Genomic DNA, 20975 nt, shown 5'->3' with positions numbered 1-20975 from the left:
ATGGCCGGGTCAGCATTATTTTTTAAGCGCCGAGAGTTAAACCAAACGGGTTATCTCGCTGAGTCTTTAATTCTTACGCAGTCGTATGTTCCAAAAATCTTTGGGGCGTCCATGCTGGCGCGGAGCTGCTGAGTGTTCAGAATTGCCTTACCATCACGTTTTATATATTCCATACCAATCCATAACCCTGGCTGAGTGGTTGCCATGGTCCATTCAATCTTGATATTCCTATAATCTTCCTTCTGCTTCAGGAAGGTGACTTTCTGGCTTTCGGGTTTGACTCCATTGATACGCATCCATCCGTCATCATCAGGAATAAGCGTGAAATCCCCACACTTGGTAACTGCCGCTGAAACAAAATGTGAGGGGAGCAACCACAGGCATAAAAATATGAGAATTATCTTATTCATCATCAAGCCGGTGCGTATCTATCACGCGCGCTGTTATTTAGTGAATCCGTCAAGCCACGAGCCTTACACTTCTAATCTCTAATTCGTATGCAGTCATATGTTGCAAACACCCGAGGGACGTCCATGCTGGCGCGGAGCTGCTGAGTGTTCAGAAATGCCTTGCCATCACGTTTTATGTATTCCATACCAATCCATAGCCCCGGCTGAGTGGTTGCCAGGCTCCATTCCATTTTGATGTTGTCATAATCTTCCTTTTGCTTGAGGAAGGTGATTTTCTGAGATTCAGCTTTTGCTCCATTGATCCTGACCCATCCATCATTAACTGTTACCGCATCCAAGGTATATGGCCCACAAACTGTTTTTGCCAAGAGCTGTGTGGATAAAAGTGAGTAAAAAAGCACAATCAAAAGTTTAAACATTTTTCTAAATCTCAATGAAATTTCACATATCATTTCGATGGAACCGATCTTGTTTTTGGTAGCCAGAATCGCTCTGTTAGGCAGAACGATTCGATCTCGCTTAGTTTTTAATTCTTATGCAGTCGTATGTGGCAAACACCCGCGGGGCGTCCATGCTGGCGCGGAGTTGCTGAGTGTTAAGAATTGCCTGACCATCACGTTTTATATATTCCATACCAAGCCATAGCCCTGGCTGAGTGGTTGCCATGGTCCACGCTATTTTGATGTTGTCGTAATCTTCTTTTGCTTTCAGAAAGGTAACTTTCTGAGATTCTGGTTTTGCATTATTCACACGAAACCAACCATCGTCAGGCCCCGGAGTAATCAAAAATGGTCCACATTGAGTATCAGCTAGACACGAAGAAGAAATAAATATCAAAGCAAGAGGTACCACCATCTTCAACATTTAAGCCGTCCTATTTTTTGTTGCGTTATCCAGTAAATTCTCCGCTCCACGCGCCTCACACATCATATCCATATACCAAGCCTAATCGCGTATGTCACTTATTATATTGATAATGCTACCCATTTCGACGAAACCTATCTTGTTCTTGGCGACTCGAATCGTCCTGTTAGGCAGAACGATTCGATATAAACGAGTTGATCTCGCTTAGTTTTTAATTTTTACGCAGTCATACGTTCCAAAAATCTTTGGGGCGTCCATGCTGGCGCGGACCTGCTGAGTGTTCAGAATTGCCTTACCATCACGTTTTATGTATTCCATACCAATCCATAGCCCTGGCTGTGTGGTTGCCATGGTCCACACCATTTTGATGTTGTCGTAATCGTCCTTTTGTTTAAGAAAAATGACTTTCTGACTCTCAGGTTTTACTCCGTTTATTCTCGCCCATCCGTCATTAGCCGGACTGGTTCCTAGACGATAAGGTCCACATTGAGAGTCGGCATATACTGCTACTGGAAGCACTAAAATAGCGAAAAGAAATGCCATGAATTTCATCGTCCAGAATGTCTTGTTCAACGATGTGTTTTCCTTCATATCCTACGCTCCATGTGTCTTACACATCTTATCCATATACCAGGCCGCGTGTGTCTGCTGAGTTAGGAGATAACCAGCTTATATTAGCATCAGTCTTTAATTTTTATACAGTCGAACGTTCCGATAATTCGCGGAGCGTTCATGCTGGCGCGAAGTAGCTGAACGTTGAGCCACTTTTTTCCATCCCGATTAATATATTGGAAACCATACATATTTCCATCACGAGCAGGCATAAGACCCATATCTGTTTGAATGTTATCCCAATCACCTTTTTTATCTAAAAACGTTATCTTTTGCGATGTTACCCTTTCACCGTTAACTGAAGTCCATCCATCAGCGCTTATGTCAAGTTTGAACCCGCCACATTGTAGGGCACCAAACGCAGGTAAATTGAACCCCAGTAGCAGTGACGAAATGATAATCACACGTAAATTCATTAAGCGTTCCTTTGTCTCCCTTCTTCGGAAGAAAAATCAGAGGCTCCATGCGCATCACACATACCAAGCCTGGTCTGTGTATCTCTTTATAAAAAGGGAAAACAATATTCTAATCGTATTTAGTCTTTACGCAGTCGAAGGTGCCGATAATTCTCGGAGCGTTCATGCTGGCGCGGAGTAGCTCAACGTTGAGCCACACTTTGCCATCATGTTTGATAAACTCAAAACCATACATATTGCCATCACGGGAGGGCGTAAGGGCCATGCTATATTTAGTGTTTGCTTCGTCGCCGTTTTTTCCAAGGTACGTCACTTTTTGTGATGTTACCTTTTCACCATTAACACGAACCCAGCCATCATCATTACCTGTCAATTTCCATCCCGCGCATTGAAAATCAGCACTTGCGTTATGAGCTATGGTCGACAAAGTTGCTAACAGCACGAATATATACAAATTCATAATTTTCAATTTGTTCTCCTAAATAATGATTTCGATTTTAAATCATCAACCCCACGCGCCTGACACATCATATCCATATACCACGCCTGGCCGCGCGTGTCTCCTGTTATGGTGATAGACCGTACTATATAGACCCCATCGGTGGCAAGGCTAGCGGGGCGATTTTCCGCGTTTGAGTCTGAGTTTGTGGTTGGGATCTCTGTGGTAATAATACCGTTCGTTTCGACGGAGCCGATCTTGTTCTTGGCGGCTCGGATCGCATCTTCAGGCAGTTCGATGCGATAGATCGAGGCCTGATCGAGCTGAATTAACCCGTTAAGCCGGATATTCGGGTTAATCAGGCAACGCACGTTTACCCCTGTCCCCATAGTCTGCTGCGGCATCCCTATCAGGCCGTTTTTGCTATTAAGCACAATGGCCGGATGGGCAGCCTGATCTTTTGGCACCATATCCAGGCGGCCATCGACAAACTGCCAGCTTGCCTTGCACTGGTAGGCAATATTATCCAGGTAGTCCCGCGTCATGCCGTGGAATACCCGGCCACGTGGCGAGCGTGACAGAGGAAAAACGGGCCTGAAGCCGGAAACAATACCGAACGGTGCGAGGTTGTTTACCAGAATATTGTACTCATCTTCCAGCGTGTAGCCTGCGGCCAGCGTTAGGCTGATGGTTGAGTTGATAAAGGCGTTATGCCCATCGATCGCCTGGATTAGCACAAAGGTATCGGTCGGATTATCCCTGCCGGTAATGGCAAAACGAATGTCACCGCTGAATATCATCCCGAAGTTTTGCCCATCCCGTTGCCCGCTTTGGGTTGGGTCCACTGGCCGGATCACCCCCACCTGGCTAGCGTCAACATCTGGTGCAATGCCGCTATAGCCTGCGATAATGCGGATCTTCGAATATTCGTTGCCGATAATATTGTTGGTGGTATCCGACGATAGGTTATATATCTTAATATAGGTCGCGATGCGGGGCTGATTAATATCATGCCATTCAATCTTGAAGGTAACCTTGAACTCCGACAGATTAACGCCCACGCCATTATTATTCAGCAACTGTAGCTCGAAGTGGCGTATCCAGTTTTGTCTCATGGTTCCCCCTGCACAAAATATAAATGGCTAGTCACACCAAGATCGGTTTTGGTCGGGTATTCGCCTGCGGCGATGTCGTTAACCACCCACAAGGAGCCGTTAATGCCCAGGTGCGCATACTGTTCCAGCAGATCAACTTCGGGAACCAAGGGGATACCATTAGCCAGTATCCCCCCGGCGCTGTCTAGCAAGGTCAATATCCATCCGGCGTCATCACGCCAGTTAATTTGCATATTCAATAGTTGCCCACCCAGCGAGATGCTAAATTGCTGGTTGATCGGGGTGAGTGGAATTTCCTGTATATTCATCTGACACCACCTTGTAACGCGCCCTGGTTTTTACTGATGGCATCACGAACCAAGGCTTTATTTGCCGGAACAGGTGCTTTCATCCCTGTGTTGTGCACCGGGGATGTGCTAACCCCTGCCGCCATATTCTCTTTGTGGGCAGCCGCAATGGCGTACGTTTGTGAGATAATGACTTCCCGCAGGGTTAATACGCACATCAGCACGTTTTCGCTGTGATTATCCGTGGTGACATCAAGAGAGCGTAGCAGCATATTTTTATAGTGCCGCTTGCCGGTGGTCACATCGAAAGGTTGGCGGTCATTTTGCAGTTTGAGCAGTTGCTGATAGATGTCACGTGGGGAGGTGCCCATGGATAGCCCGGTGTTCATATCAAACATTCTGGTGGTGTCTGCCACGTCCAGCAGCGATCCGCCACCGGCAAAGCCCAGCGCCATGGTGACTTCAGCCGGCCGTTTAAAGGCGTGATCGTTAATCGGCGCCCCTTGTTCCACGGGATGCTCGGTGATTTCCAGCACATCGGAGTGACGTTCAGAAATGACGACGCTTGGCACGATGGCACCAATGCGCCGTTTTTGCTGCGAAAATAAAACCGATAGCATATCCATTAGCTTATACCCCTTTGCATTTGATGCGTCAGCCGGGCATTGACATCAACCTGCCGATCGGCGATGGAAAATGCCGTTTCCTGCGGGCTGCTGGAACCGTTAACGGTAATATATGTTTTTTGATTAACAGCAGGCCCGGTATTCCATCGCCCTGCGCCGAACATCATTCCGTTATTGTAAGGGGTCATGGTTTCCCCAATCCGATGATATATTTCTTGCATTGATTCCACTGATGGCAAGGGGAGCCAAGAGGGCAATTCAATATTATTTATCTGGTCAAGCAATTTATCAGTAACAAATTTCCCCAATTTTTCGCTAGGTGCGAAACCCAAAAGTTTATCATCGAGCACAATATCTTTCAGCGACTTGAAGGCTCCGTCAAAATCACCTTTTACCAGTAACGTGAGCGAGTGTATTAAGGCTGCAAGCAGCGCGTTTGCCGTTTTGATGCTGTCAATAATCCCGTCAGAAATCGATCTTAGCGAAATTTTACTCAGGTCGATCCCTGCCATCTCGCCAAGTTTTACCACCAGATCGCCTACCGCCTTCAACAATTCACCGGCATTGTCCGCTACGGGGATGAAACTCTCGCCGATCTCTTTCAGGCCCTTCTTGGCGTAATTGATTTGAGGTTCCCATCTTCCCCAATCAATCAGGCTTTCGCTCCCTTCTTGCCAGGCTTGAAAATCCTGCACCAGCACCAGTAATCCAGCGGCGAGTGCCAGGATCATCCCCAAAGGCGTGGTCATAAACGCGACGTTCAACAGCCGCCAGGCCACCAGCAGTGCACCAGCACCGGCAAGCATCTTTTGGGTGCCATCATCCAGCTTTTCCCACCAATCTATCAGTGAGCTGATGCCATCGATGGCATGCATGACCAGGATCCTGATGTTATGGGCCAGCCACAGTATGCCTTTGGTTAGCCTATCAAGGATTTTTTCAATCTGTGGCCAGTGATCAATAATACCGCGCCGGAACCGCTCAACCTCCACAGCCAGGCCACCGGCAAGTTCACCCCCGATTTTGTTTTGCGCCATGCCGTACTGCGTGGTCAAATCGCGTATTGCGGTCATAAACTGGTTGGCTTGGTGCGCGGAGTGCTCGGCGTTATAGCCGATGGCTTTTGCCATCTCGTTGTACCTGGTACTGTATTGCCCCAAACCATTACGCATGGCCAGCATAGTATCTTCATTGATACCGGTTTCCTGAGCATGCTGATTGGCGCGGTCCACGGGCATCTGACTCAGACGATTGGCTAACCTGATGAACACATTTTCCGGGCTGAGTGGGAGCTGTTGCGCATCACGCGTTTGTACCCCGAGGCGTTGCAGATAGCCTTCCGCATCGGGTGAGTGCTGCAAAAAACGCGTGAAATTTGCCAGTGAATCCTGTGCGGCTGGCGCGGATGCGCCAACCTGTGAGGCTGCATAATTGATGCTCTCAATCCCCTCTACCTTGCCGCCGGTACGTTGGGCGGCGAAATAGAGTTGATCCAGATTGCTGGCTATTTTGACCGTGAAAGCTACCACCTCAAGGGCTATGGTTTGTACCGCAGCCCCCATTTTCACGGCTTTATCCGTGATGTCTTGCACCGTTTGGACCAGGCGGGTTGCCCCCGTCTGATCCACAGCAAAGTCAGGGTTGAGGAAAAGATCATGCATATCATAAGAACTCATGACCGTTTCCAACTGCCTGACTTGCTGGGTCATATCTTCCAGCCTTTGTGTCACGCGGGTGCTCGTCGTTTCATCAAAGCCGATTAACAAACCCCGCATCGCATCAGGATTCATGATCGTTTCTCCATTTATCAATCCGCGCCGCGTTATCTGCTTTGAGATCGAGGTAGTCGTTCATCAGGGCGATATCGCCCAGATCAACGGCACCGTCTTTGAGGGCGGTATAGGGGATAAGCCCGGCATCAACCGGGCGTAGGATCCAGTCTTCACCACCGGTCAAGACATCCAGGGTTAACCCACTGGCAGGATGTCCATCTCGTTGGCGCGGGTTGTAGGCAAAAAACTCCCCAGCGCATCCCCCACGACGCGGCCGACAATTTGCAACATGTCCATCATGTCGATATCGTCAAACATCAGCACGTCCTGTGAGAACACCGGCGACCATGTTTTGCCGTTCTGGCGTGAGACGACAGATAGGCAAGGATAAATCACGGCGTTACAGTCCTCGTCGCTCATGCTTGAAATCACCTCTGCCATTTTGGGTAGTAGGCTCTCCATGCTGGTGCTGCCGCTTTTTGCGCCCTGAGGATCCCCCACCACGCCCATCAACATAGGGAGGAGCTTACGGGATAAGCGGAACTGGGTGAAAACGTCCATTTTCGCTACCCGGTAGTGATGTTCTTTCAGTTCAAACTCCACCGTTAAAACTCCCCAAGCAGTTGATCAATCTTGCCGCAGTCGAATACCCAGGCAACGGTATTACCCACCTTGGCATTGGCGTGATCGGGCTGTTTCTGGAATGCGACACTGCGGGCTACCGTGGTATCACCAGAGGCGCTGTTGCGTACCGTGATCACGTTATTGCCCCATAATGCCGACGACTGACTCTGTGCGTTATAGGCCAGAGAGAGCTTTTTGTTGGTGGGTGAGGTTTTGAGCAAGGTGACCGTGAGCGTGCCGCTCTTACCCGCATGTAGGCTGTGCATAACCTCGCCATCAGCACCGGAGGTCATGGTATTTTTGGCCTCCGCCATTGAAATGGTGATCCCCTCATCTGAGGTGGCTGAGCCATAACCGAGGTCGATAACGCCTGTTGGGCCAACCAGGCTGGCCGATACGTCAATAAAGCTGTAAGTAGACATGTTCGCTCCTTAGCGATTTACATTGATGATCACATCGGCAAAATGCACTGCGCCAGCCAGCTTGATCGCACATTGGATCACTGGGGCGAGACGTTTTTCACGATCGGCTTGTGCCTGCTCGGCGATTGGGGTTGCATAGGTGTAGTAACCTTTTGTCAGGGTATCCCCAGGTTGCACAATACCCACCGCGCCACCATTCCAGACGCCTGGTGCCACCAAGCCGTTATTGGCGGCCTGTGCCAGTGAGGCCTCTACGTTGGTCAGCAAACGGGTCACACCGGAGTCTGTCTGTGGGATCTTGCTGGTGCTGGTGTACAGCAGGTTGAACAGGTTGTTCTGGACAAAGTTCTGCAACCAGTCCAGCCCGTGGCGCTCATCGATAAAGTCGCCGTTACACATCACCCCTGGTTGGATAATGGCCGTATCATTGTTGTAGTTCACAAATACGTTGCAGTTTTTCGCGGACAGAGCGTTTGCCTGCGTTTGAGTTAATGTCTCGGCTGCGATGCCCGGCTGCTGCTTAAACTTCAGGGTGATGGTGGTGTTGTTGCCGTTAAAATTGACGCTGAAGGCGCGGCCAAACAGCGAAGCGGCAGCATAAGGGGTGGTACTGGAATATTGCACCAAGGTGCGCGAAAACTTGGCTGCTTTCAGCTTACTGATAATGTCAGCGTCGGCGCTAAAGGCTGAGAGATTGGCTGGGGTGCCAGCGCCGGTAGGTTCTACCAGTAGACCATTCTCATCTTCTGACTGGATAACCAGGCTGCGCTCGGTGAGTAGATAGGCTTCCAGCCCTGCGGGATCCAGCAGAGTATGGCCATAGATGCGTGATACGCCATCAGCCTCGATAAATGCGGCTACGGCCAGCACATCATCATCACTCAGGTCGCTATCCGCGATAACCAGGCCGTACCAGGCGGTAGAGAGGTTTGCCAGTTCAGCGATACAGGCCTGAATAGTTTCTTTCTCTTGGCGGGGGATCAATCGTGCCCCGGTATCTTGCGTCAGGCCCAGTAATTCGGATAAATCGGTTCCGGCAGTGCCAGGGGTAGCAAAGGTGACAGCGGATGCGGCGGTATTGGTCTTTGATGTCACCATAAACCGGTTGCCGTTCCAGGTCACTGTAGCCGTAGCCAGCGCAGTACTCAGTTTGGCTGCGACCCCGTTGAGGTTGGTTTCTGCCGAAAAGTCGAGTGCGCTCAGCGTTTTGGCGGTGCCGTCAATGGTGATTTTCATCGCCCCATTTTTTACCGCGGTAAAACGGCTGAGGGCTTTTTGTTCTGCGGTAAACTGGGCCCCGCGTAGCACGGCAGCCGTGTCAGACTCCAACCAGCGCGCAATATAGAGCGTGACCGGACGTGGCGATTGCTGATAGTACAAGTTGGCGGCGGCATACTCCGGCGTGTTCATGCCGAAGTCGGCGGCCACCCCCGAAATATCGCTGTAGGCGCGGATCCGTTCACCAGCATCGATCACCGGTGAGGAACCGACCACCAACAATGCCCCAAAGTTACGCGACTGCGCGGCACGGGCGCTCATATTGATTGTCGCATTGACAATATTGGATACGGGTAATCCCTGTAGTGACATGTTTTATTCTCCAAAAAATTTAACAGGCGCGGCCACCAGCGATTTAACGCCGTATTCGCGGATTTCTTTGCGGTTCAACTGGACTTGCAGGTCGTAGCGGCGTAACCACTGGTCATTGACCAGCTTGGGGGCCGATACAACAGGGCCGTAGGACTCACATGACAGGCCCGCAGCGTTCAGTTCGACATTGTTTTGCGGGAGGGCCAGGCCGTCGCGGAACAAGCGTGCAAAGCGCTGACCATTAGGACCATAAAAGCTGATCTCCACTTCCACGCCGTCGTGCCGCCAGAGTTCGAGGCTGTCATCAGATTGATTGACCAAGGCTGGGGCGTTATCGGTAGTCAGCGTCATCACCCCCAGATCGCACCAATCCACATTGGTGGCGGGCTGGGGAGGTTGATCAGGTTGCCAACGTAAAAGTACCGACTCGGGCGGTAACCCTGAAACGCCGCATACCCACCGGCTCAGTAATTGCTCCAACGCCAGATCATCCGGTTGGAGTGACTGCCGCGGGGTCAAATAGCCGGGTTCAGAGCTGTTATTCATTCATTTTCCCTCCGCCGAATGGCAGCAATTGACACTAAATGCAGAGGGTGCAAAGGGGTTGTTGACCCATCTGCACGTTTTTGCCTTTGCCATTTCGTATTGACGGTGGCTGTTTAAAACAGTTTTTCCATAAAGAGCTTACCGATCGGTCCCTGTTCGGGGTCGGTGGGTGATTACGTCGCTCACCCGATGCGTCTGCCTGTGTGGTTTCCTACCAGAAGTACTGTTTATGCATACAGTATATGCATTATACGCAAATGCGTCAAATGCATATTTGCGAGGTTTGATGCGCATTTATCTAACGTATTGAAATGTTTGATGAACTATTTTTGCGTGATTTTATGCGTGGGTTTTTGATTGGATGTAGGGTCTACACTCGGTGTCGTATAACGGACAAAACCCAGCAAGAGACCTTGCTGGGTTAAGTGAGTAGGATTATGGGGGACTAAAAAGGGATTACCAGGTGGAAGATGACCAGAAAACGCGGCCAAGGATCACTAGCTGTTCTTTTCTTTGCTGATATGAGAGCTGTTCGTCAGCAAATTCTTCGCGGTTCATCGAACGGATCACTACACCGCCATCGGGCTGTTCTATCAGGTATTTAACGCGTAATAAATCGCCATGGCGTATGCCATAGGCTTTGCCATCCCTGATCCTGGTGTCGTCGGTGTTTATTCCTACAACGTCGCCATCGGCCAGACGTGGCTCCATGCTGTTGCCGATCACACGAACGAGTTTTGCTGCCGTGGTTGAAATGCCCAGCTTGTGTAGATAGTAGCGGCGAAAAATCAGGGCAAACTCTTCTTCTTCAGTCAGCTCCATACATCCGCTGCCTGCAGAGAAATGAACATCGATCAGCGGTATTTCTACAAACTCTTCGTTGTCTTGTTCCCCATCTTCCCATACTGTCGCTTTTAGCCTGGTGGGCTGCACATCAGACTCTATTGATGCGTGCCCGAAGGGGAGATCGGCCTTAAACAGGTCGGCAACCGGGCAGCCAAAGAAATCAGCAATCTTTCTGATCATTTCATCGCTATAGCCCTGCTTAGCCCTCTCAAGGCGTGAAATATTGCCTACATCACTGCTCACCGCGTTAGCGAGATCGGCAATGTTTAGCCCCTTCTTAAGTCGAAGGTGCCTGATGTTACGACCCACGGTGGGATCGATTTCTTTGGGGAGTTTTTTTTCGGTTTCCATCCGGCGATTTTTTCATTAATGTGCGTGATACGCAAGATAGGTTGCGCACATTAATGAAGCATTATGCGTTATCAAGCGGATTGTTACGGCCAAATGAGCACTAACCTGTATGAAGAGTAGCCTATTCCCTCAGCTGAACCTGCCCATGGATTACCGCCAATATCAGAATAGACATCTGGCAAACCGGGAAGCGAGTTGCTACCGTTACGTCAAGACGCGTAACGCGAAAGGAAGACATGATGTTGAAGACCCTTGCCAAAGGCGCGGCGCTGGCCGTGCTGCTTACCGGGCTGGTAGCCTGCGATAACCAGGACAGCAAAAAGCCGGAAGTCCCCGCCCCCGCGCCAAAACCGGTTGTGACACAACCCGTAACGCCAGCCCCAGCGCCACCGGTGGAAGAACCCAAGCCCGCCCCCGGCCTGAACGTCTCGCTGCAAAAAGGCCAAATCACCTTTGAACTGCCGCCGGGTTTCAGCGATCAGACCAAGCTGAGCGGCATCATCAACGACGACAAGTCGACCATTCAGCTGTTCCTCGACAGCAAATCGCGCCAGCGCACCGTCGCTTCGGAAGTGATCCCGCCAGCAGACATGAAGATCAATACCAGCGATGCGATGCTCAAAGAGCTGACGCAAAGTATCATTACCGAACTGTCCGACCGCTATCAGAACATCAAGAAAACCAAAGAAGAGAATTTCACCGTCGGCAAGCAGAAGTTCCATCGCCTGGATACCGAACAGACGGTCAACGGGCAAAAACTGGTTTCCACCATCGTGTTGACGGTGTTCAATAAACGGGTCGTGACGTTGCAGCTGTTAACGCCAGCTAAAACACCGGATCTACATCATGCCCTGGTACAGCGAATTATTGATACCATGCAGGTTAAATAACCTGACTGGTTTAGCTCGGCACGCCAATAAGCCAGTTTGCCGATAACCGGACACTGAAAAATCGAGTGACCATGAGCACTGAATCCCAGCACCTATACAGCCAGTTACCTGCTATCGACCGCCTGCTGCGCGACCCTGCGATTGAAACCGCCGTCGCCAAACATGGCCAGACGCTCATCAGTGAACTGTTGCGCCAGATGCAGGCGCAGGCGCGTGAAGCCATCAAGACGCAGCAACAGTTGCCCACCTGGTGTCAGGACTGGCCGCAGGCGCTACATGCCCGCTTGGAGCAGCAACAGCGCCCGGCGTTGCAACCCGTGTTTAACCTCAGCGGCACCGTTTTGCACACCAATCTGGGGCGAGCGCTGTTGGCGCAACCGGCGGTTGATGCGGTGGTCAATGCCATGAGCAGTGCCGTGACGCTGGAATACGATTTGGATGGCGCAGGCCGTGGGCATCGCGATCGGGCCATCGCGGACTTGCTCTGCCAGCTCACCGGGGCGGAAGATGCCTGTATCGTCAACAATAACGCGGCGGCGGTGCTATTGATGCTGGCGGCAGTGGCTCCGGGCCAGCAGGTGGTGGTATCACGTGGCGAGCTGGTGGAGATTGGCGGCGCGTTCCGCATCCCGGACGTTATGCGCCAGGCGGGCTGCCAACTGGTGGAGGTCGGCACCACCAACCGTACACATCTGAAAGATTATCGTGCTGCCATCAACGAGCAAACCGGCCTGTTGATGAAGGTACACACCAGTAATTACAGTATTCAAGGGTTTACCGCTGCGGTCGATGAAAGCGAACTGGCAGTGTTGGGCCATGAACACGGTATTCCTGTGGCGACCGATTTGGGCAGTGGCTCGCTGATCGACATGGCGCAATACGGCTTGCCCGCCGAACCGATGCCGCAACGCCTGATTGCCGCAGGTGTCGATCTGGTGACCTTCTCCGGTGATAAACTGCTGGGCGGGCCACAGGCCGGGATTATCGTCGGTAAAAAAGATCTCATCGCCCGTCTGCAACAGCACCCACTCAAGCGCGCCCTGCGCGTAGGCAAAATCACGCTGGCGGCGCTGGAAGCCACGCTGCGGTTGTATCAACAGCCTGAGCTACTGGCAGAACACTTGCCTACCTTGCGCTTACTAACCCGTCCACAGCAACAGATGCAGGAAACTGCCGAACGTTTGCAAAGCCAGTTGGCTCCGCGGTTTGCTGGCCGCTTCGAGTTGCGCAGCGAGCCATGCTGGTCACAGATTGGCAGCGGTTCGTTGCCGGTAGATCGTCTGCCGAGCTACGCGTTGACCTTTGCCCCACTTGATGGACGAGGCGCTACGCTAGAAGGTTTGGCCCAGCAGTGGCGCGGTTTGCCGCAGCCGGTCATTGGCCGTATCAACGACGGCAAGCTGTGGCTCGATCTGCGTTGCCTGGAACAGGAGGGCGCACTGGTTGAGGCGCTGAGCGCATGATTATTGCCACCGCTGGCCATGTCGACCACGGCAAAACCACCCTGCTACAGGCGATCACCGGCATCAATGCCGATCGCCTGCCGGAGGAACAACGCCGTGGCATGACCATCGATCTTGGCTATGCCTATTGGCCGCAGCCAGATGGCCGCGTGCTGGGGTTTATCGACGTTCCCGGCCATGAAAAATTCCTCGCTAATATGCTGGCGGGCATTGGCGGCATCGACCATGCGCTGCTGGTGGTGGCCTGCGACGATGGCGTAATGGCACAAACCCGCGAGCACTTGGCGATCCTGCGCCTGAGCGGTAGAGCGCAGTTGACGGTGGCGCTAACCAAAGCCGACCGTGTGGAACCTGCACGAGTCACTGAAGTGCAAACCCAGGTGTTGGCCGAATTGGCACAGCAGGGCTGGCATGATGTGCCAGTATTTGTTACTGCGGCGGCCATGGGGGAAGGTATTGATGAGCTGCGCCAGCATCTGTTGATGTTGCAACCCGGTGAGCACTTACTATCACGCCGTTTTCGTTTGGCGGTGGATCGCGCCTTCAGCGTCAAGGGTGCAGGGCTGGTGGTGACAGGGACGGCACTGGGCGGCAGTGTGGCGGTAGGTGATACGCTATGGCTGACCGGTGCGGATGTGCCGGTACGGGTGCGCGGCATGCATGCGCAGAATCAGGCGGCAGAACAGGCGGTTGCCGGACAGCGCATTGCGCTGAATATCAGCGGTGACGTCAGCAAAGATCAGCTAACGCGCGGCGACTGGCTGTTGGCGCAACAACCGCCAGCGGCGGCAGAACGTATTCTGGTGGCGATAGAGGCCGACGCGCTGATCCAGCACTGGCAGTCGCTGCATATTCACCATGCTGCCAGCCATATCACCGGGCGCATTGCGTTGCTGGCCGACAACCTGGCGGAGCTGATCCTCGATCGCCCGCTGTGGCTGGTGGAAAACGATCGGCTGGTGCTGCGTGATATCAGCGCACGCCAAACGTTGGGGGCTGCCCGCGTGCTGGGGCTCTCCTCGCCGAAACGGGGTAAACGTCAGCCGGAGTATCTGGCCTGGCTGGCCGCGCTGGCTCAGGCATCCAGCGATGGGCAGGTGCTGGATTTGCGTTTGCCGGGTGGCGCACTGGATTTGGCCGCGTTTGCCTGGGCGCGACAACTGACGGATGAGGGCCTGCAGGAACTGCTGGCGGGTTATGCCCTGATGATCTCTGGCGAGATGGCGTTGGCCCCGGCCAATGTGCAGGCGCATGAGCAGCGCCTGTTACAGGTGTTGGCCGAATACCATCAGCAACATGCCGATCAGCTTGGCTTGGGGCGCGCTCGTCTGCGCCGTATGGCGTTACCGGCGCTGCATGAGCCGCTGGTATTTATGATGATCGATCGGCTGCTGGCGGCGGGTTTGCTGCGTAATACGCGCGGCTGGCTGCATTTGCCAGACCACGGTTTGGCATTCAGCAGCGAGCAACAGGCGCTGTGGAGCCGCATTGAGCCGCTGTTTGGTGAAGAGCCCTGGTGGGTGCGCGATCTGGCCGCCTCGTTGGGCGAAGAGGAAAACAGCGTTCGCGCCGCGTTGCGCAAAGCGGCACAGCTTGGCTACGTCACCGCCGTGGTGGTCGATCGCTACTACCTCAGCCAGCGTATCGAACAGTTTGCCGCGATGATCCGCGAGCTGGACGCCACGCAAGGCAGCACCAATGCCGGTGATTTCCGCGATCGGCTGGGGGTTGGCCGCAAGCTGGCGATCCAGGTGCTGGAATTCTTCGATCGCAGCGGCTTTACCCGGCGTAAGGGGAACCAGCATCTGCTGCGGGATCGCGGGCTGTTTGGCGGTTGAAATTATGGGTGCATATTGTTGCACCCAGTTTAAAAGATTGTGACACCCCTCATGCGTTTGAGCATTGTTTCGCCATTTCTCCTCATAAACCCCTATCATTCCGGCTAGAGATAGTTCACCGCTTCTTAAGTTTGATCACTGGATCTGCGGCCATGGTGCCGTGAACCTGCTTACCGTCTGCGGGCGGTAAGGTTGCAGCCTCGTTAAAAGGAGATACAAATGGCGAATACCACTACGGCAAGTCACCTCACGCCTGAAAACACCGGGTTTCCTCTCAAACTGAAAAAACGTTACGACAACTTTATCGGTGGTGCCTGGGTGGCGCCGGTACAGGGCGAGTATTACACCAACCTGACGCCGATCACCGGCCAGACGCTGTGCGAAGTAGCCAGCTCTTCCTTCCAGGATATCGAGTTGGCGCTGGATGCGGCCCACGATGCCAAAGGGGCATGGGGGAAAATGTCGGTGCAGGCGCGCGCCAACCTGCTTAACCGGGTCGCCGATCGCATGGAGCAGAATATCGATCTGCTGGCGGCGGCAGAAACCTGGGATAACGGCAAACCGATCCGCGAAACCGTTAATGCCGACGTTCCGTTAGCTATCGACCATTTCCGCTACTTTGCTGCCTGCGTACGAGCGCAAGAGGGCGGCATCAGCGAGATCGACTCCGAAACCGTCGCCTATCACTTCCACGAACCGCTGGGCGTGGTGGCACAAATCATTCCGTGGAACTTCCCTCTGCTGATGGCCTGCTGGAAGATGGCTCCGGCGCTGGCGGCGGGTAACTGCATCGTGTTGAAACCGGCCAAGCTGACGCCACTATCGGTGCTGGTGCTGATGGAACTGATCCAGGACATCCTGCCGCCAGGGGTGATCAACGTGGTCAACGGCGCAGGCGGTGAAATCGGGGAATATCTGGCGACCTCCAAGCGTATCGCCAAAGTGGCCTTTACCGGTTCGACCGAGGTGGGCCGCCAAATCATGGGCTACGCCACCCAGAACATCATTCCGGTGACGCTGGAACTGGGCGGCAAGTCACCCAACATCTTCTTTGCCGACGTGATGGACAAAGAGGATTCGTTCTTCGACAAGGCGCTGGAAGGCTTTGCGCTGTTTGCCTTTAACCAGGGGGAAGTCTGTACCTGCCCGAGCCGGGCGCTGGTGCAGGAATCGATCTACGAGCGCTTTATGGAGCGGGCGATCAAACGGGTGGAGAGCATCCGTAGCGGCAACCCGCTGGACGCCAGCACCCAAATGGGGGCGCAGGTCTCCGAAGGGCAGATGAAGACCATCCTTAACTACATCGAGATCGGCAAGCAGGAAGGGGCCAAGGTGCTGACCGGTGGCCGACGCAAGGCGCTGGATGGCGGGTTGGCGCAAGGGTACTACATGGAGCCCACCATACTGTTCGGCAAGAACAGCATGCGGGTATTCCAGGAAGAGATTTTCGGCCCGGTGCTGGCGGTGACCACCTTCAAAGACATGGATGAAGCGCTGGCGCTGGCTAATGATACCGATTTTGGCCTGGGAGCCGGGGTGTGGAGCCGCAACGGTAACATTGCTTACCAGATGGGGCGCAACATTCAGGCGGGCCGCGTCTGGACCAACTGCTACCATGCCTACCCGGCACATGCGGCGTTCGGCGGCTACAAACAGTCGGGGATCGGGCGTGAAACCCATAAGATGATGTTGGAGCACTATCAGCAGACCAAGTGCCTGCTGGTGAGCTACTCTGAGAAACCGATGGGGCTGTTCTAAACCCTCACGCCAGCCCTCACCCAAAGGGAGAGGGCTGGTTAACCATTACACTGTGGCACTCGGTGCGGGAGTGGCGCCACCACGGTGTTTGCTGAGGAACAGCGCCGTCAGCATCAGCCAGCACAGGCCGCTGACCAGATTGAACAGGCTAAATAACCCGTTACCGCCCCAAACATAGGCCACCTTGGCCAGCTCGATCCCGATGGTGAATACCGACATACTCAGCATGCCCATCACGGCCGAAACGGCACCTTTGCTCACGTTGCTGGAAAACAGCGTCAGGCGATACAGACCGGCGTTCGCCAAACCAATGCCGTAAGCATAAAGGCTCAGCCCGGCGGTCATCCACAGATAGGCGTGGGCGGAAAATACCGTGGCCAGCGCGGCGAGCAGCAGGCCCAGTAGCATCGGCCATGCGCCCAGCTTGATCGGGCGTTCAATACTGAGTTTGCCAGTCACGCGGGCCAGCGTCAGGTTGCCCAGGATCAGCGCGCCAAACACCGGGATCTGCAACAGGCCATAGTCCAGCGCCGAGAGCGACTCACCCTTAATCAGGATCACCGGAGACTGGGCAATCCAGGCCAACAGCGGCAGGCTGGCAAAGCCGATAGCCAATGAACCACAGATAAAGCGCCGATTGACCAGCACCTGGCGATAGTCCCGCCACAGGTTGGCCGCCGAGAAGGCTTCCCCTTGTAGCGTGGCGGTTTCAGGCATGGCTTTCCACAGACCAACAAAGGCAATGGCGGCCAGCGCGGCAAACAGCACAAACATGCTCTGCCAGGAGGCTACGTGAACCCAGGCGGCCCCGGCCAACGGCCCCAGCAGCGGGGCGATCAACGCCACGTTAGCCATCAGCGCGGTGATTTTGATACATGTCGCCTCTTCAAACGACTCCTGAATGGTGGCATAGCCCACCGCGCCGATAAAGCACAGGCCGATCCCTTGCAGGAAGCGCATCACGATAAACTGCTCGATATTGGTGACCAGCAGAATGGCCAGGCAGGTGACGATGAAGAACAGCACCCCGGCCAGCATCACCGGGCGGCGGCCACGGCGATCTGACAGCGGGCCAAGCAGCCACTGCAGGAAAATGCCGCCAGCCAGATAGGCGGTCATTGAGGTGGGCACCCATTCCACACCGGCGTTGAAGTCGGCCACGACCGCCAGCATACCGGGCTGGATCATATCGTTGGCGATATAGGTCGCAAATTCGAACAGCACCAGACAAAGTGGGAATAAAAGCGCCTGTCGGCCTAAAAGTGCCGCAGGGGGTAATGATGTTTTCATTTTTATTTTACTGATAGTAAAGAAGAAATAAGGAACTGTCAGGGCGGGGGTGCGCAAACTGAGCGAGTTGTGGCGGCTATTTTGCCGCCAATTGTTCACCTTGGCAATCATAAGGTGATTTTGAGGCTCATTCTTAATAGTGCGTTTAAGCGTTGTGCTGCACTCCCCTGAGCTATAACCTCTTATTAACATTTCTCTATGACAGAATTATAGGCAACTGACGGGCAGCAATGAGCAATAAAATTGGTTGGATAGATAACTTGCGTGCGCTGGCGTGCATGATGGTGGTGATGATCCACGCGACCACCTACTACGTCGCTAACGGTGTGGCTGTGGGTGAACATAACTGGGATATGGCTAACGTATTGAACTCGATTTCACGGGCTGCGGTGCCGCTATTCTTTATGATTTCCGGCTTTCTGTTTTTTGGGGAGCGCAGTGCCAACCAAAAACACTTTATCCGCATTACCTGCTGTATTTTGTTCTACAGCGCCATTGCCCTGATTTATATTGCCTGTTTTACCCGCATCGGCTTTTGGCCCTCGTTACGCGCCATCCTGCAAAAGCCGGTGTTTTATCACCTGTGGTTCTTTTACGCCATTGCGGTGGTCTACCTGCTTTCGCCGCTGATCAGCGTCAAACCGGTCTCTGGCCGCTATCTGGCCGGGGTAATTGTCATTCTGGCGATTATCGCCAACCCTAATACCAGCAAGCTGACCCTGGATAACGTGCATCTGCTGCCGGTGAACCTGTACATCTATGGCGATACCTTCTATTACCTGCTGTATGCCCTGGCAGGGCGAGCGATCGGCATGATGGCTACCCAACGGCGCGGTATGAGCCTGTTGGCAGTGCTGTGCTTTGTCGCTAGCGTGGTACTGATTATCCGTGGCACCAAAAGCCAGATGTTTATCAACGGCAGCTTTGCCGATACGTTTTATATGTACACCGGCCCCTTGGTGTTTGTGGCGGCGGTCTCGCTGCTGGTGTGGTGCAAAAACTGCCTGCCGAACCCAATCGGTTGGCTAGGCGTGATCTCCCGCCACTCGCTGGCGATCTACGGTTTTCACGCCCTGATCGTTAACGTGATGCGTAACCGCCACTGGGAGTTTCCGGCTTATCCGCTGCTGGATATCTTCTGGGTGTTTGGCATGGCGCTTGGCGTGAGCCTGCTGCTGTCGATGGGGTTACAGAAAGTGGATACCCGGCGGCTGGTGTCTTAAGCCTGCCAGCGCTGCTGTGCCCGCCGCAGTTGGCGGCCAGAGGAGAAGCCTGCGGTTAGCGCGGCTTTTTCCAGACCGTAGCCCTGTTGCAGCCGTTGCTGTGCGACCGCCAGCCGCAGCTGTTCATGATATTCCCGTACGCTGAGGCCGATATGCAGGCGGAACAGCCGTGCCAGATGGCGGCTGCTGACGTGGGCTTTCTCCGCCACCTGGGGGACCGACCATTCGGCCTCTGGCTCGGTGGCCATGACATCCTGCGCCCGGTGCACGGCAGGATGCAGATGATTGCGATAGCGTAGCCACGGGGAAAGCTGTGGATCGTCGCCGGAGCGGCGGAAATAAACCACCATCTCACGGGCAATCTCCAACGCGCGGTCAGCCCCACAGTATTGATTGACCAGGTGCAGGGCCAGATCGATACCGGCGGTGATACCCGCGCTGGTAAACACCCCACGATCCTCAACGAAAATACGGTTTTCCTTCACCTGCGCGGCCGGTGCCTGCTGGCGCAGACGGTCGAGCACGGCGTGGTGAGTGGTGCAGTGATAGCCGTCGAGCAAGCCTGCCTGGGCGGCCAATAGCGCACCGGAACAGACGCAAACCAGGTCAATCTGCCGCTGGGCCAAAGCCGGGCGCAAGGCCCGGAGCCAATTGCGCGCCAGAGCCGCTTCCTCGCTAGCAAAGTAATGCGTTGAGTCCGCCACCCCCGGTATCACCAGAATATCCCCTTCGTTCCACTGTTGCGGTAAGGGGGCCAACTGGCCGATCGTCATGCCGATGGAACAGGTAATCTGCGGCACCGGGCTGACATAGTGCAGTTGGAACTGCCCGGTAAGCCGCAATACCTCAGCCGGGCCGCTGACATCCAGTAACAGCACGTTGGGGAGCATCAGAAAGTAAACGGCCTTGGGCATGATTATTCCTGTGAAAGTTGTGTCAATGCTTCATCGACGCTGGCAATGGTGGCAAAGCGGTCGACCAGCACGGTTTCAGTATGCCGCTTTAGCTGCTCGGGGGTAAAGAGGCTGCCGTCCGGGTGATGCATCGGGAAAGTGAGCGTCGCTTCGGTCACAAACGTCACTTTATAGCCTAGATCCGAGGCGACGCGGGTGGTGGTTTCACAGCATTGCTCGGTGCGAATGCCGCTGATAATCAGATGGTCGATCTGGCGTTCACGCAGCCAGGCATCCAGGCCAGATTCGGTCAGCGCATTGTGTACTCGCTTTTGCACCGTAACGTCAGCCTGATGGCTCAGAAACGGCAGGCGTTTCACGTGGCCAGACGCCAAAGAGAACGGCCCCTCAGGCGAGACATGGAACACGTCGACCAGCGGCACCCCTTGTTGCTGGCAACCCGCGATCAGGCGTGTCAGCGCCTGTTGAAATGCAGGCAGATCGTCTTCCTGCCAGAACGGGCGGTGTTGAAAGGATTGTTGAACATCGATGATCAATAGTGCGCTATGTGACATTTTCGGCCCTCCTCAATTTGGTGTAACACCATACTGTTCCAGCAGTCAGTCTGAAAGAAGGCCAAAAACGGCCATCATGATGGCAACAACGGACCAACGTTGAAGGGAGGTAAACCCCTCATCGA

Annotated in this window: 24 protein-coding genes; 5 read left to right on the top strand and 19 right to left on the bottom strand. The window is 53.8% G+C overall.

Going from position 1 to position 20975, the window contains the following annotated elements; genetic code table 11:
- Nucleotides 1-50: 50 nt before the first annotated feature.
- The 16 genes from ACKWMY_RS23045 to ACKWMY_RS22970 all read right to left on the bottom strand — a co-directional run bounded on the left by ACKWMY_RS23045 (nt 51) and on the right by ACKWMY_RS22970 (nt 10920).
- The gene (locus ACKWMY_RS23045) at nt 51-410 is read right to left on the bottom strand and encodes a hypothetical protein (protein ID WP_161713253.1); all 360 of its coding nucleotides are present in this window, start codon (nt 408-410) and stop codon (nt 51-53) included.
- A gap of 71 nt (nt 411-481) precedes the next feature.
- A complete protein-coding gene (locus ACKWMY_RS23040) occupies nt 482-829 on the bottom strand; it encodes a hypothetical protein (protein WP_161713252.1) in 348 nt (115 codons plus the stop codon).
- Nucleotides 830-929: 100 nt separating this feature from the next.
- Nucleotides 930-1274 carry a hypothetical protein gene (locus ACKWMY_RS23035; RefSeq protein ID WP_161713251.1) on the bottom strand — a complete coding sequence of 115 codons (345 nt, stop codon included), beginning with the start codon at nt 1272-1274 and terminating at the stop codon, nt 930-932.
- A gap of 204 nt (nt 1275-1478) precedes the next feature.
- The gene (locus ACKWMY_RS23030) at nt 1479-1826 is read right to left on the bottom strand and encodes a hypothetical protein (protein ID WP_409487122.1); all 348 of its coding nucleotides are present in this window, start codon (nt 1824-1826) and stop codon (nt 1479-1481) included.
- Between the two features lie 128 nt (nt 1827-1954).
- Nucleotides 1955-2302, bottom strand: a complete 348-nt coding sequence (locus ACKWMY_RS23025) for a hypothetical protein (protein WP_409487121.1) — start codon at nt 2300-2302, stop codon at nt 1955-1957.
- Nucleotides 2303-2411: 109 nt separating this feature from the next.
- The gene (locus ACKWMY_RS23020; protein WP_253083126.1) at nt 2412-2762 is read right to left on the bottom strand and encodes a hypothetical protein; all 351 of its coding nucleotides are present in this window, start codon (nt 2760-2762) and stop codon (nt 2412-2414) included.
- Between the two features lie 5 nt (nt 2763-2767).
- Nucleotides 2768-3856 carry a hypothetical protein gene (locus ACKWMY_RS23015; protein ID WP_253083099.1) on the bottom strand — a complete coding sequence of 363 codons (1089 nt, stop codon included), beginning with the start codon at nt 3854-3856 and terminating at the stop codon, nt 2768-2770.
- On the bottom strand, nt 3853-4164 hold the full coding sequence (locus tag ACKWMY_RS23010) for a phage baseplate plug protein (RefSeq protein WP_253083100.1): 312 nt from the start codon (nt 4162-4164) through the stop codon (nt 3853-3855). The genes ACKWMY_RS23015 and ACKWMY_RS23010 overlap by 4 nt, the downstream gene beginning before the upstream one ends.
- On the bottom strand, nt 4161-4769 hold the full coding sequence (locus ACKWMY_RS23005; protein WP_409487120.1) for a phage baseplate protein: 609 nt from the start codon (nt 4767-4769) through the stop codon (nt 4161-4163). The genes ACKWMY_RS23010 and ACKWMY_RS23005 overlap by 4 nt, the downstream gene beginning before the upstream one ends.
- On the bottom strand, nt 4769-6559 hold the full coding sequence (locus tag ACKWMY_RS23000) for a lytic transglycosylase domain-containing protein (RefSeq protein ID WP_409487119.1): 1791 nt from the start codon (nt 6557-6559) through the stop codon (nt 4769-4771). Before ACKWMY_RS23000 ends, ACKWMY_RS23005 begins: the two co-directional genes overlap by 1 nt.
- A complete protein-coding gene (locus tag ACKWMY_RS22995; RefSeq protein WP_161713246.1) occupies nt 6549-6725 on the bottom strand; it encodes a DUF6889 family protein in 177 nt (58 codons plus the stop codon). Before ACKWMY_RS22995 ends, ACKWMY_RS23000 begins: the two co-directional genes overlap by 11 nt.
- Nucleotides 6726-6736: 11 nt before the next feature.
- The gene (locus ACKWMY_RS22990) at nt 6737-7144 is read right to left on the bottom strand and encodes a phage tail assembly chaperone (RefSeq protein ID WP_161713245.1); all 408 of its coding nucleotides are present in this window, start codon (nt 7142-7144) and stop codon (nt 6737-6739) included.
- Nucleotides 7145-7146: 2 nt separating this feature from the next.
- Nucleotides 7147-7587 (bottom strand): DUF3277 family protein, encoded by a 441-nt coding sequence (locus ACKWMY_RS22985; protein WP_161713244.1) that lies wholly within the window; start codon nt 7585-7587, stop codon nt 7147-7149.
- A gap of 9 nt (nt 7588-7596) precedes the next feature.
- Nucleotides 7597-9177, bottom strand: a complete 1581-nt coding sequence (locus tag ACKWMY_RS22980) for a DUF3383 domain-containing protein (RefSeq protein WP_211136100.1) — start codon at nt 9175-9177, stop codon at nt 7597-7599.
- Nucleotides 9178-9180: 3 nt separating this feature from the next.
- A complete protein-coding gene (locus ACKWMY_RS22975) occupies nt 9181-9723 on the bottom strand; it encodes a hypothetical protein (RefSeq protein WP_161713242.1) in 543 nt (180 codons plus the stop codon).
- Nucleotides 9724-10179: 456 nt separating this feature from the next.
- Nucleotides 10180-10920, bottom strand: coding sequence for an XRE family transcriptional regulator (locus tag ACKWMY_RS22970; protein WP_223500593.1), 741 nt, complete (start codon nt 10918-10920; stop codon nt 10180-10182).
- Nucleotides 10921-11159: 239 nt separating this feature from the next.
- Here ACKWMY_RS22970 and ACKWMY_RS22965 point away from each other — a divergent pair, with 239 nt between their 5' ends.
- The 4 genes from ACKWMY_RS22965 to ACKWMY_RS22950 all read left to right on the top strand — a co-directional run bounded on the left by ACKWMY_RS22965 (nt 11160) and on the right by ACKWMY_RS22950 (nt 16869).
- On the top strand, nt 11160-11810 hold the full coding sequence (locus ACKWMY_RS22965; protein WP_074030869.1) for a DcrB-related protein: 651 nt from the start codon (nt 11160-11162) through the stop codon (nt 11808-11810).
- Nucleotides 11811-11881: 71 nt separating this feature from the next.
- Entirely contained in the window at nt 11882-13273 is a 1392-nt protein-coding gene (selA, locus tag ACKWMY_RS22960) for an L-seryl-tRNA(Sec) selenium transferase (RefSeq protein ID WP_409487118.1), read from the top strand.
- Nucleotides 13270-15111: a selenocysteine-specific translation elongation factor gene (gene selB / locus ACKWMY_RS22955; protein ID WP_409487117.1), complete on the top strand. Its 1842-nt coding sequence runs from the start codon at nt 13270-13272 to the stop codon at nt 15109-15111. The genes selA and selB overlap by 4 nt, the downstream gene beginning before the upstream one ends.
- 219 nt (nt 15112-15330) lie before the next feature.
- Entirely contained in the window at nt 15331-16869 is a 1539-nt protein-coding gene (locus ACKWMY_RS22950) for an aldehyde dehydrogenase family protein (protein WP_065683447.1), read from the top strand.
- A gap of 45 nt (nt 16870-16914) precedes the next feature.
- On the opposite strand, the gene ACKWMY_RS22945 is transcribed toward ACKWMY_RS22950, so the two are convergent.
- Nucleotides 16915-18159 (bottom strand): MFS transporter, encoded by a 1245-nt coding sequence (locus ACKWMY_RS22945; protein ID WP_024527312.1) that lies wholly within the window; start codon nt 18157-18159, stop codon nt 16915-16917.
- A gap of 230 nt (nt 18160-18389) precedes the next feature.
- On the opposite strand from ACKWMY_RS22945, the gene ACKWMY_RS22940 reads away from it, so the two are divergent.
- Entirely contained in the window at nt 18390-19382 is a 993-nt protein-coding gene (locus ACKWMY_RS22940; RefSeq protein ID WP_074030875.1) for an acyltransferase, read from the top strand.
- Here the strand turns inward: ACKWMY_RS22940 and ACKWMY_RS22935 are convergent.
- On the bottom strand, nt 19379-20296 hold the full coding sequence (locus ACKWMY_RS22935; protein ID WP_409487116.1) for a GlxA family transcriptional regulator: 918 nt from the start codon (nt 20294-20296) through the stop codon (nt 19379-19381). The genes ACKWMY_RS22940 and ACKWMY_RS22935 overlap by 4 nt on opposite strands.
- A gap of 2 nt (nt 20297-20298) precedes the next feature.
- A complete protein-coding gene (locus tag ACKWMY_RS22930; protein ID WP_065683450.1) occupies nt 20299-20850 on the bottom strand; it encodes an isochorismatase family protein in 552 nt (183 codons plus the stop codon).
- Nucleotides 20851-20975: the final 125 nt, after the last annotated feature.

The sequence above is a fragment of the Serratia sp. J2 genome (assembly GCF_046269175.1).
Lineage (GTDB): Bacteria > Pseudomonadota > Gammaproteobacteria > Enterobacterales > Enterobacteriaceae > Chania > Chania fonticola_C.
Note: the sequence above shows the minus strand (reverse complement) of the source record. Positions and strands in the feature narration are given on the sequence as shown.